Annotated in this window: 10 protein-coding genes; 5 read left to right on the forward strand and 5 right to left on the reverse strand. The window is 71.9% G+C overall.

What is annotated here, in order from left to right:
- Window positions 1-141: 141 nt before the first annotated feature.
- Complete coding sequence (gene purD / locus NFX31_RS01530) at window positions 142-1,419, reverse strand: phosphoribosylamine--glycine ligase (protein WP_045249290.1); 1,278 nt, start codon at window positions 1,417-1,419, stop codon at window positions 142-144.
- 226 nt (window positions 1,420-1,645) lie between these two features.
- Window positions 1,646-2,344, reverse strand: a complete 699-nt coding sequence (locus tag NFX31_RS01535) for an NUDIX hydrolase (RefSeq protein ID WP_045249291.1) — start codon at window positions 2,342-2,344, stop codon at window positions 1,646-1,648.
- Between the two features lie 37 nt (window positions 2,345-2,381).
- Here NFX31_RS01535 and NFX31_RS01540 point away from each other — a divergent pair, with 37 nt between their 5' ends.
- Together NFX31_RS01540 and NFX31_RS01545 are read left to right on the forward strand one after the other, a co-directional pair.
- Window positions 2,382-2,750 carry a sterol carrier family protein gene (locus NFX31_RS01540; protein WP_045249292.1) on the forward strand — a complete coding sequence of 123 codons (369 nt, stop codon included), beginning with the start codon at window positions 2,382-2,384 and terminating at the stop codon, window positions 2,748-2,750.
- A 183-nt stretch (window positions 2,751-2,933) separates the two neighbouring features.
- Complete coding sequence (locus tag NFX31_RS01545; RefSeq protein ID WP_045249293.1) at window positions 2,934-3,251, forward strand: hypothetical protein; 318 nt, start codon at window positions 2,934-2,936, stop codon at window positions 3,249-3,251.
- Window positions 3,252-3,308: 57 nt separating this feature from the next.
- Here the strand turns inward: NFX31_RS01545 and NFX31_RS01550 are convergent, their stop codons facing one another.
- From NFX31_RS01550 to NFX31_RS01560, 3 genes are all read right to left on the reverse strand, one after another.
- Entirely contained in the window at window positions 3,309-3,908 is a 600-nt protein-coding gene (locus NFX31_RS01550) for a zinc-binding alcohol dehydrogenase (RefSeq protein ID WP_262956548.1), read from the reverse strand.
- 118 nt (window positions 3,909-4,026) lie between these two features.
- On the reverse strand, window positions 4,027-5,286 hold the full coding sequence (locus NFX31_RS01555; protein WP_262956549.1) for a serine hydrolase domain-containing protein: 1,260 nt from the start codon (window positions 5,284-5,286) through the stop codon (window positions 4,027-4,029).
- Entirely contained in the window at window positions 5,283-7,022 is a 1,740-nt protein-coding gene (locus NFX31_RS01560) for a biotin carboxylase (protein WP_262956550.1), read from the reverse strand. The genes NFX31_RS01555 and NFX31_RS01560 overlap by 4 nt, the downstream gene beginning before the upstream one ends.
- Before the next feature lie 278 nt (window positions 7,023-7,300).
- On the opposite strand from NFX31_RS01560, the gene purM reads away from it, so the two are divergent.
- Genes purM through NFX31_RS01575 form a run of 3 tightly spaced genes read left to right on the forward strand, consistent with a single transcriptional unit; the run spans window position 7,301 to window position 11,261 of the window.
- Complete coding sequence (gene purM / locus NFX31_RS01565; RefSeq protein WP_420847443.1) at window positions 7,301-8,350, forward strand: phosphoribosylformylglycinamidine cyclo-ligase; 1,050 nt, start codon at window positions 7,301-7,303, stop codon at window positions 8,348-8,350.
- A 5-nt stretch (window positions 8,351-8,355) separates the two neighbouring features.
- Entirely contained in the window at window positions 8,356-9,915 is a 1,560-nt protein-coding gene (locus NFX31_RS01570; RefSeq protein WP_262956551.1) for an amidophosphoribosyltransferase, read from the forward strand.
- Window positions 9,912-11,261, forward strand: coding sequence for an MFS transporter (locus NFX31_RS01575; RefSeq protein ID WP_248700354.1), 1,350 nt, complete (start codon window positions 9,912-9,914; stop codon window positions 11,259-11,261). Before NFX31_RS01570 ends, NFX31_RS01575 begins: the two co-directional genes overlap by 4 nt.

Below are 11,261 nucleotides of genomic sequence, written 5' to 3' on the forward strand. Positions count from 1 at the left end.
CTCCGACCGTCATTCCCTCCCCCACGGACGCCCGGAGGGGGGAGGGAATGACGGTATGCGGGGGGAAACGCGCGCTCGCGCCGCGGTGGCGTCGCGCGCCGCGGCCGCTACTCCGCGGCGGCGGCTACTCCGCGACGGCGGCTACTCCGCGACGCGGGCGGCGATGTCGGTGCGGTGGTGGGCGCCGTCGAGGCGGATCCGTCCGAGCGCCTCGTACGCGCGGGCGCGCGCGTCCGCGAAGCCGGATCCGGTCGCGACCACGTTCAGCACGCGGCCGCCGGTCGCGATGAGGTTGCCGCCGGGCGCGTCGGGGCCTGCCGTCGCCGCGTGCACGATCCCGACCCCTTCGACGGCGGCGGCCTCGGCCAGGCCCTCGATCGGCCTTCCGGTCTGCGGCGCCTCGGGGTAGCCCTCGCTCGCGAGCACCACGGTGATCGCGACCTCGTCCGAGAACTCCGGCTGCGGCTGGTCCTCAAGCGTGCCGGTGGCGGCGGCGAGCAGCAGCTGCGACAGCGGCGTGCGCAGCCGGGGCAGCACCACCTGGGTCTCCGGGTCGCCGAAGCGCGCGTTGAACTCGATCACGCGCACGCCGGCGGGGGTGAGGATGAGGCCCGCGTAGAGCAGGCCGATGAACGGCGTGCCCTCGGAGTCGAGCTGCTTCACGACGGGGAGCGCGACGGTGCGGGTGACCTCCTCGACGAACGCCGCCTCACTGCCGAACTGCTCGGCGAGCCAGGGCAGCGGTGAGTACGCGCCCATGCCGCCGGTGTTCGGGCCCTCGTCGCCGTCGAAGGCGCGCTTGAAGTCCTGGGCGGGGCTCAGCGCGCGCACGGTGTCGCCGTCGCTGAGGAAGAACAGGGAGACCTCGGGGCCGGTGAGGAACTCCTCGATCAGCACCGGGCCGTGCGGCAGGTAGTGCTGGGCGTGCGCGAGGGCGGCCTCGCGATCGTCGGTGACGATCACGCCCTTGCCCGCGGCGAGGCCGTCGGCCTTGACCACGTACGGGGCGCCGAGGTCGTCGAACGCGGCCTCGACCTCGGCGGCGGTCGCGGCGCGGACGGCACGGCCGGTCGGCACCGAGGCGGCCTCCATGATCCGCTTGGCGAAGGCCTTGGAGCCCTCGAGCTGTGCGGCCGCGCGCCCGGGCCCGAACACCGGGATGCCATGCTCACGGACCACGTCGGCGACGCCGGCGACCAGCGGCGCCTCGGGTCCGATCACGACGAGATCCACGCCGTGCTCGTCCGCGAAGGCACGCACGGCGGAGCCGTCCATCGGGTCGACCTCGACCAGGGTCGCGTCCTGCGCGATGCCGGCGTTGCCCGGCGCGCAGAGGATCTCGTGCGCGGACCCTTCGGCGCGCAGAGCGAGGATGATCGCGTGCTCACGAGCACCGGAACCGAGGACGAGGATCTTCACCCGCCCAGCCTACCGAGCGGGACTTCGGCGGCGCGGCGCGTTTCGCGGGGCCGTCTCCCTCGACGCGCGGCCATTCTGCAGGGCGCCGTGGTGTTGTGCAGGGTGAGAGGAGCGACCAGCCCGGTCTTCCGGGCGGATCTCCGCGGATTCGGCGGGGTCACCCTGCAGAACGGCCGGCCCTCCCTGCACAACGGCCCGGACGCTCCCGTGACCTCTGCCGCGCTGGTCAGACCTCGAGGCGGATCGGGCGCTCGTCGGCGCGGTCCCAGGGCAGCGTCCACCCGGCGGCGTCGAAAAGCCCGTCCAGGACCATCGCGGTGAAGCCCCAGACGATCGTGCCGTCGACGTCGAACGCCGGACCGCGGAACGTCTGCCCCATCCGGGTCAGCGTCGAGGTGAACCGGGTCGCCGGGTCGAGCAGCGTCGCCACGGGCACCCGGAACACCTGCACGGTCTCGGCGTGGTCCACCGCGACGACGCGGGAAGGCTCGCGCCACCACCCCAGCACCGGCGTCACGAGGTGGTTGCTGGCGGCGAGGGGGATCTCCGGCAAGGTCGCCAGGATCTCGACGCCGGACGGATCCAGTCCGGTCTCCTCCTGCGCCTCGCGCAGTGCGGTGGCGGCCGCATCCGCATCCTCCGGCTCGCTGCGCCCGCCGGGGAACGACACCTGCCCCGGATGCGAGGAGAGGGTCGCGGCGCGGCGCTGCAGGAGGACGTCGAGGTCCGCCGGCACGGTGATCGCGTCGGCGTCGGAGGGCTCGTCGTCGAGCCGGCCGAAGAGGATGAGCACCGATGCCGGGTTCGGCTCGTCGACCGCGGGAAGGCGGTCGAGCCCGATCGTGCCCCGTGCCGCCGCCGCGAGCAGATCGGCGCGCGCACCCGCGGCGGCGCCGGCGGCGGAGGTCTCGGTCGAGGAAGTCATCACGCCGAGCCTATGCCCGCGTGCCTAGGCTGGATCCATGGCCAGCAGGATCGACACGACCGCGGGGCGCGCCGCGCTCGACGCCGCCCGTGCCGCGCTCGCGGCCGGGGAGAGACCCGCGCGCGCCGACTACGCCACGGCGGTGCGCTATCTGCTGCAGCTGCTCGACGAGAAGGCGCCCGGCAACAGCGTCGAGGTGCGGGTTCCGCCGTTCGGGGCGGTGCAGGTGGTGCAGGGCCCCCGTCACACCCGGGGCACACCGCCGAACGTCGTCGAGCTGGATCCCGCCACGTGGATCGCGGTCGCGACCGGATCCGAGACGTGGGCGGCGGCGGTCGACGCGGGCCGGATCCACGCGTCCGGGACGCGCGCCGACCTCACCGAGCTGCTGCCGCTGCGCCCCTGATCCGGCGACGCTGCGCGCCGTGCGCGCCTGCCGAGATCCGGTGACCTGACCGAGATCAGGCGATCCTCCCCGAATCCTCCTGTTCTCGGTCACCTCGCCTGTTCCCGGGTATCGATCCTGAGAGACCGTGGGAGGCCGGGGGACCCCGGGGCGGCGCACAGACCGGCGTGGGACAATGGATCCATGAGCACGTCGCAGCCGCACCGCACGCCCGAGATCGAGATCGCGCGTGTCCGTCGTGCGCCGCGCTGGGGCGTCTTCCTCGGGATCGGCGTGGGCGTGGGCGTGGTCGTCGCGTTCCTGCTGACGGCGTTCGGCAGCTTCGAGGCATCCAAGGCCACCCAGGTGGCCTATCCGTTCGGCCAGGTCTTCGGCTTCCTGCTGCTGTGGACGGTGCCGGCCGGGATCGCCGTGTTCGGCGTGATCGCCCTGCTGCTCGAGCGCGCCGCGCGCCGCAGCGAGCGCGTCGTGCGCGTCGACCACGAGACGATCGCCGAGTAGTCCGCATCCGCGGGCGCTCTGAGGCGCGGGACGCGCAGGCCGTAGGTCGAGGCCGTCTCAGGCCACTTCGGCGATCACGGGGCGGATCGCGGTGTCGAAGTCGACCGGGTCGTGCCGGAGCGTGTCCGTGACCGCGATGCTGAACGCGCCGATGCGCCAGATGCCGCGCTGGGCGAGCGGCAACACGTGCACGTTCAGCTCGAACGAGTGCGCCCGGCGCCCGGTGTCGCGCTCGAACTCCGCGAGCGCCGCCGCATACGCGCGGTAGGGATCCCCGGTGCCGGAGACCGAGCGGGCGTAGCGCTGCTGCGCGTCCTTCGCGTAGTGCAGCACGTCGGCGGCGAACGGCATGATCGCGGTGCGCAGCCGCTCGGCGCCGCGGGCGGGCAGCGCCACGATGGTCTCGAAGCCGTCGATCAGCTCCAGCGGCGTCGCGGACGGGTGGGTGACGGGCTCGACGGTCATCTCCCAGTACGCCCGCCACTGTCGCTCGAGCGCGTCGTCGGCCTCGCCGTCGTCGAAGGCCCGGCGCGGATGGTCGCGCAGCGGGGGCAGCTCGGCCGGCACCTTGATCCCGAGCCGCTGACGCAGGGCGAGGGCGACCAGCACCGGGATGCCGGCCTCCTCGCGCACAAGCCACTGCGGCTTCTCCGTCATGGCCTAATGGTACGGATTCCCGGGCTCCGTGGAGCGGCCGATTCCGGTTTCGAGGAGCGATGTCCGTCGTGGAGCCGCAGGGAGGCGACGAACACCGCTCCTCGGACGGAAGGGCGGGTCAGCCGATCGTGCGTGCGACGGCGTCGAACGCGCGGATGGTCCACAGCAGGCGCTCGCCGTCCTGCGGCGTCGGCCAGCTCGAGAGCTTGGCGGCGACGACGTCGGCCGCACGGTTGACGTAGACCATCTGGCCGTGGATCCCGAGCGCGAGGAACACGTCGGATCCCGGATACGGGAACCAGAAGCCGTTGCGGTACATGCCGCCCGGCATGAGGGTGGGTTCGGCCGCGTTGGCGAACGCCGCGCGCGAGTCGGGCGCGCCGGCGACGGTCTCCGCGATCCAGGAGGACGGCAGCACCTGCCGGCCGTCCAGCGCGGCCCCGTCGCGCAGGAACAGCGTGCCGAAGCGCAGCAGATCACGCAGCGACGCCGAGACGCCGCCGTCGAACATCCCGGATCCGACCGCGTCGACACCGACGTTGGCCCCGAACTCCGCGCCCATCGGACCCCACAGCCGCTCCGACATCAGGTCGGCCGCGTGGATCCCGGTCGCTCCCTCGAGCACGAACGCCAGCGCGTCGGTCTCGCACGACTTGTAGTCGAAGCGCCCGCCGTGCGGGCCGTCGGCGCCGAGCGTGGCGAGGAAGTCGCGGAGGGTGTGCGGGGTGTCCGGATGCCGACGCGGCGCCCAGCCGATGGCCTCCTCGAGCAGGCGCACCTCGGCGTTCTCGTCCAGATACGCCTCGGAGAACCGCACCCCGGTGCGCATGTCCAGCAGATCGCGCACGCGCGCGCCGTCGTACCCGGAGCCGGCCAGCGCCGGGACGTAGGCCGTGACCTGCGCACCCGGATCCAGCTCTCCCGCGCCCATGAGCGTGCCGGCGACGGCGGTGGTCAGCGACTTGCTCACCGACATCAGCAGATGCAGCACGCTCGGCGACATCGTCCCGACGTACTGCTCGCCCATCACCGCGCCGTCGCGGGCGACGATCCAGCCGTCCGTGAAGGTCGAGGCCATCACGTCCTCGAACGGCGCCGAGCGGGGCTCCCACGGATGCGGGACGTCGATGTGCGCGAGATCCGCGGGCACGCTGGGCAAGGCCAGGGTGCGCCCGTGCGAGGAGATCTCGTGCACCGGCAGGAAGTCGGCCATGTGCTGCATCGACCAGCGCAGGTTCGGCTCCTGCTGCCACGCTTCGAGGGGTGGGATGAACCCGTCGACGGGGCGTCCGTCCGGGGCGGGCGGGGGCACGGCTGCCGCGGCCGGGGTCATGCCGTTCCAGAGGTCCGTCGACGGGGGCGTCACATCACCGCTCATGGTGTCGATTCGGTTCCGATCAGTTCAGGCTCAGAGGGTTCCATCGCGGGCGGCAGCGGCGTGGCCGCGTACATCGCCCTGATGGACTCGATGAGGTGCTTCGCGCGGATGGACAGACGACCCGTGGGCGTCTGCAGCCGGCCCTTGGTGACCAGGATCCCCAGATCCGCGCCCTTCCAACGGTAGTCGCCCGGCCCGTAGATCCGCAGGAAGAACGACTCGGACTCGTTTCCGAGCAGGTGCCAGTCGAGATCCCCCTGCGAGAACGCGAGGCGGCCATAGGCGTCGAAGACGTACCGTCCGGTCGGGGGCGCCACGTCGATGTGCTCCACCGTCGCGTCGGTGTGCTTGATGATCATGTGGCTCCACTGGTCGGCCGCGGCGAGCTCCTCCCAGCGGTCGTTGATCTCGTCGACGTCGAGGTCGAACTCGACGCCGGAGTACTCCAGCAGGTGGAACAGGAACAGCGGGATGTCGGCGTAGGCCCCCGCGGTGACGTTCGTGATGGCGGAGGCGCCGGAGATGCGCGGGTTCAGCTCGCCGAGGTAGACGTCGCCGGTGTCGGTGTCCAGCAGCACGTCGACCTCGAAGAAGCCGCGGTACCCCTCCGCGCCGAGCCGGTCGCCGAGCGTGCGCACGAGCCGCGCGGCCGTGCGCCGGGTGCGCTCGTCGAGGACGTCGGGGAACATCTCGTTGCCGGCCCAGCCGCCGCGGTAGGGGGTCAGGTCCTTGTGGCCGGTGATCTCCGTCATGAACGGGCCCACGATGGTGCCGTGGCGGGTGAGCACCGCCTCCACGGCGATCGGGCGGTTGTTGATCCTCTTCATGACCTTGAGCTCGTGCCCGACGATGTCGTCCTCGTGCTTGGCGAAGGAGGCGGCATCGGTGACGAAGTAGGTGGTCTTGCCGGAGTCCCCGTACGCGGTCTGCACGACCAGGTCGGATCCGAGTCCCGCCTTGGTGGCCTGCTCCTGCAGATCCTCGTAGGAGCCGGCCGTCGTGATCACGTGGGGGACGCTCGGCACGCCGACCGATTCCGCGATGCGGGTGGTCACCATCTTGGAGTCCAGGTGCTCGCGCAGGGCGGCCGACGGCAGGATCAGCTCGTAGCCGAGCTCCTCGCAGATGGCCTCGGTCTCCGCGTCGAAGAACACCATCGCGATCCGCGGCCGCTCTCCCGCGGGCGTGAGCCGTGCGATGTGCGCGCGCACCTCGTGGTGGCGCAGCAGCCAGTTGTTGATCTCCTCGCCGCTCTGGAACTCGATGTACGGCTTGTGGATCGGGCTGAACACCCGGGGGTGCGCGCCCTGCCAGCCGTCGTAGTACGTGATGTACGAGAACCCCCGCACCCAGCGGTCCAGGCCCAGCAGGTTGAACGCCGAGGCGCCTAGGAAGAAGATCGGCGCGCGGTTGGTGCGGAAGAAGTGCCGGATCTCCGACATGTTGCGCAGGCCGTGGGTGCGTGCCGGCTTCTCGCCGGGCGCGGTCTCCGGATCCAGCGTGGGCAGCGCCACCGGAAGCGGGTTGGTCGCCGGCCCGGCGGTCGTGGCGGAGCTCGGCACGGGCTTGCGGGCCCGGGAGCGGGCGGCGCCCGTCTTCCTGGGCGCTGCGCCCGCCGCGTCCTTCTTCGCGAGCGAGGCGCTCGACGCACGTCTGCGAGGCGACGGTGTGACGGCTTCGGATGTCTCCTCGGCCGGTGTCTGCGCCGACCCCGGGTCCTTCTGAGTGCGTGCCACGATGGTCCTCTCCATTCGCGAAGGCGCGGCCTCGTTGCCGCGCTGCAGAGTTCTCTCGGGATCGGGGGAGTCAAGTAATACCAGTTCTCCCGCGGCAGCACCAGAGCCGGGGCGCGGCCCTCCCTGCGGCGGTCCAGGGCGGTCCCGGCACGGGGCGACGGCGGAGTCCGACGCCGGGCGCCGGCACAGCCGCCCGCCGGTAGGATTGCCTGGTGTCCTCCCGCACCTATGCTGAGGCCGGCGTCGATACGGCTGCCGGCGATCGCGCCGTCGAACTCATGAAGTCCGCCGTCCGTGCCACGCACGGACCCGAGGTGCTCGGCGGGGTCGGCGGATTCGCCGGTCTCTTCGACGCCTCGGCCCTGCTCGGCTACCGCCGGCCGCTGCTCGCCTCGAGCACCGACGGCGTCGGCACGAAGGTCGCGATCGCGCAGGCGATCGACAAGCACGACACGATCGGCCACGACCTGGTCGGCATGGTCGTCGACGACATCGTGGTCGTGGGCGCGAAGCCGCTGTTCATGACCGACTACATCGCCTGCGGCAAGGTCGTGCCCGAACGCATCGCCGACATCGTGCGCGGCATCGCCGAGGCCTGCGAGCTCACCGGAACCGCCCTCGTCGGCGGCGAGACGGCCGAGCACCCCGGCCTGCTCGGCGTCGACGACTACGACGTCGCGGGCGCGGCGACCGGCATCGTCGAGGCCGACCGGATCCTGGGCTCGGAGCGCGTGCGGGACGGCGACGTCGTGCTCGCCCTCGCCTCCAGCGGCCTGCACTCCAACGGCTACTCGCTCGTGCGCCACATCCTGGCGAAGGCCGGCATCGGCTACGGAGACCGCTCCGACGAGCTGGGCACCACGTGGGGCGAGGCGCTGCTCACCCCGACCCGCCTGTACACGACGCCGCTGCTCGGGCTCACCGAGCGCTTCGAGGGCGCGGTGCACTCGCTCAGCCACGTCACCGGCGGCGGCATCGCGGCCAACCTGGCGCGCGTGCTCCCGCAGGGATCCTGGGCCGAGGTCGACCGCGCCACGTGGTCGCCGGCCCCGGTGTTCCGCGTGCTGAGCGACATCGCCGGCACCTCGCTGGAGTCCAGCGAGGGCACCTGGAACCTCGGCATCGGCTTCCTCGCGGTCGTCGACGCCTCGTCCGCCTCCGCGATCGCCCAGGCGCTCACGGCCGGCGGCATCGACACCTGGCAGGTCGGGACGGTGCGGCTCGACGCCGTCGCCGCGCGCCCGGCCGGCGCATTCGAGCAGGGCGCCAAGGGCGTCGACGGCGGTGCCGTGCGCCTGGTCGGCGCCTACGCGAACGGAGCGAACTGACCCCCATGTGCGGCATCGTCGGAATGGTCGGGCACGCCCCCGTCAACCAGGACATCTACGACGCGCTCCTGCTCCTGCAGCACCGCGGACAGGACGCGACCGGCATCGCCACCGCCGAGCCGAACGGGGTCATGCACCTCGCCAAGGCGCAGGGCATGGTGCGCGAGGCCTTCCGCACCCGCGACATGCGGTCGCTGCTCGGCAACGTCGGCCTCGGCCACGTGCGCTACGCGACCAAGGGCACCGCGTCGAGCGAGGAGGAGGCCCAGCCGTTCTACGTGAACGCGCCGTACGGCATCATCCTCATCCACAACGGCAACCTCACCAACACCCGCGAGCTGACGGCCGACATGGCGCAGCGCGACCGCCGTCACCTGAACTCGTCGAGCGACACCGAGCTGCTGCTCAACGTGCTCGCCCACGAGCTGCAGACCACGACGTCGACGGTCGACCTCGACTCCGAGCGCATCTTCGAGGCGGTCGCGCGCACGCACGAGCGCATCGAGGGCGCCTACGCGGTGATCGCGATCATCGCGGGCTACGGCCTGCTCGCGTTCCGGGATCCGTTCGGGATCCGTCCGCTGATCCTCGGCAAGCGCATCCGCCCTTCGAGTGCCTCAGGGACCCCTTCGAGTGCCTCAGGGACCCCTTCGAGTGCCTCAGGGACCCCTTCGAGTGCCTCAGGGACCCCTTCGAGTACCTCAGGGACCGACCGGGAAGAGTGGGTCGTGGCGAGCGAGTCGCTCGTGCTGGAGAACGGCGACTACGAGGTCGTGCGCGAGATCGCGCCCGGCGAGGCCGTGTTCATCGCGAACGACGGGACGCTGTTCTCGAAGCAGTGCGCGGCGGATCCGACCCTCGCCCCCTGCGCCTTCGAGTACGTGTACCTCGCGCGTCCGGACTCGGTCATGAACGGCGTCTCCGTGTACGAGTCGCGCCTGCGCATGGGCGACCGCCTCGCCGACACGATCGCCAAGCACGTGCCGCTGGACGAGATCGACGTCGTCATGCCGATCCCCGACTCCTCGCGCCCCGCCGCGATGGAGGTCGCCCGCAAGCTCGGCAAGGAGTACCGCGAGGGCTTCTACAAGAACCGCTACGTGGGCCGGACGTTCATCATGCCGGGCCAGGCGGTGCGCAAGAAGAGCGTGCGCCAGAAGCTCAACGCGATGTCGACCGAGTTCAAGGGCAAGAACGTGCTGCTGATCGACGACTCGATCGTGCGCGGCACCACGTCGAAGCAGATCATCCAGATGGCCCGCGACGCGGGCGCTGCCTCGGTGATCTTCGCCTCCGCCGCGCCGCCGATCCGGCATCCGCACGTGTACGGCATCAACATGCCGTCCAAGCACGAGCTCATCGCCCACGGCCGCACCATTCCGGAGATCGCCGAGGAGCTCGGCGCCGACCGGCTCGTCTACCAGGAGGTCGACGACCTCAAGGCGGCGATCACCGAGGGGTCCGAGCTCACCGACCTCGACCTGAGCCCCTTCGACGGGCGGTACGTGACGGGAACCGTGACGGCGGAGTACCTGGCCTGGCTCGAGGGGTCGCAGACCTCGTGACGGGCGATGACCGGCCCCTGAGGAACTCGGAGGTCCGGCCGCTCTGGCGCGGGCGGGCACTGGCGGTGCTCGGCATCGTGCTCGTCGCGTTCTCGCTGCGCTCCGCGGTGGCGTCGCTGTCGCCGGTCGTCGACCACGTGGCGCGGGACTTCCCGATGCCGTCCGCCGTGGTCGGCCTGATCGGCACCGCGCCGCCCGTGTGCTTCGCCCTGTTCGGGCTGCTCACGCCGCTCATGGAGCGTCGCCTGGGCCTGGAGCGGGTCGCCGTGATCGCGCTCGGCGCCGTCACGGTCGGGCTCGTCGCCCGCGGTCTCGCCGTCGACTCGTCCACCCTGCTCATCGCGACCGCCCTCGTGTTCGCGGGTGTCGGGATGGCGAACATCCTGATGCCGCCGCTCGTGAAGAAGTACTTCCCCGACCGGCTCGGGCTCATGATGACGCTCTACACGACGGTCATGGCGTTCTCGACGTTCCTGCCGCCGCTCGTGGCGGTCCCCGCGGCCGACGCGGCCGGCTGGCGGGTGTCGCTGGCGATGTGGGCGGTCTTCGCGCTCGCCGGCACCATCCCGTGGATCGTGATGCTGCTGCGCTCCCGCACCGAGGCCGCGGCGGCCGCAGCCCCGCCCGCCGAGTCGGGGGATCCGGTCGCGGCAGGATCCGACCGGCTGTCGTTCGAGGACGCCACGGCCCTGTCCACGGGGCCGATCGTCACCGCGCCGTCGAGCTCCCGGGTGTTCTCGCGCCTGGCCCGGATCCCCTTGGCCTGGACCCTCGCGGGCGTCTTTGGCACCTCCGCGAGCATGGCCTACACCGCGTTCGCCTGGCTGCCGACGATCCTCGTCGAGCACGCCGGCACGACGCCGCAGCAGGCGGGCCTGCTGCTCTCGCTGTTCGCGTTCACGGGTCTGCCCGCGTCGCTGATCGTGCCCGTGCTGATCGTGCGCTTCCGCGCGACGACCGCGCTGTACGTGATCGGCGCTCTCGGCGCCGTCGTCGGCCTCCTGGGCCTGCTGCTCGTGCCGGCGCCGTCGATCGTGTGGCTGTGGGTGCTGCTGTACGGCCTGGCGGGCCTGCTGTTCCCCCTCGCTCTCGTGCTGATCAGCATCCGCGCCCGCGAGCCGGAGACGGCGGTGGCCCTCAGCGGCTTCGTGCAGAGCACCGGCTACGTGCTCGCGGCGGTGTTCCCGTTCCTGCTCGGCGTGCTGCACACCACGACCGGCGGCTGGCAGGTGCCGCTCATCGTGCTCACCGCGCTGCTCGTGGCCTCGATCCCCGCCGGCGTCTATGCCGGGCGGCACATCACCGTCGAGGCGGCGTGGGAGCGCCGCCACGGCCGGATCTGGTAG

The organism is Microbacterium azadirachtae, assembly GCF_025583665.1.
GTDB classification, from domain to species: domain Bacteria; phylum Actinomycetota; class Actinomycetes; order Actinomycetales; family Microbacteriaceae; genus Microbacterium; species Microbacterium azadirachtae.

Excerpts from the sequence above, each read along its gene's own strand:
- NFX31_RS01535 (WP_045249291.1), bottom strand. The coding sequence starts at position 2,344 with ATGACTTCCTCGACCGAGACCTCCGCCGCCGGCGCCGCCGCGGGTGCG.
- NFX31_RS01570 (WP_262956551.1), top strand. The coding sequence starts at position 8,356 with ATGTGCGGCATCGTCGGAATGGTCGGGCACGCCCCCGTCAACCAGGAC.
- NFX31_RS01545 (WP_045249293.1), top strand. The coding sequence starts at position 2,934 with ATGAGCACGTCGCAGCCGCACCGCACGCCCGAGATCGAGATCGCGCGT.
- purM (WP_420847443.1), top strand. The coding sequence starts at position 7,301 with ATGAAGTCCGCCGTCCGTGCCACGCACGGACCCGAGGTGCTCGGCGGG.
- NFX31_RS01540 (WP_045249292.1), top strand. The coding sequence starts at position 2,382 with ATGGCCAGCAGGATCGACACGACCGCGGGGCGCGCCGCGCTCGACGCC.
- NFX31_RS01555 (WP_262956549.1), bottom strand. The coding sequence starts at position 5,286 with ATGAGCGGTGATGTGACGCCCCCGTCGACGGACCTCTGGAACGGCATG.
- NFX31_RS01550 (WP_262956548.1), bottom strand. The coding sequence starts at position 3,908 with ATGACGGAGAAGCCGCAGTGGCTTGTGCGCGAGGAGGCCGGCATCCCG.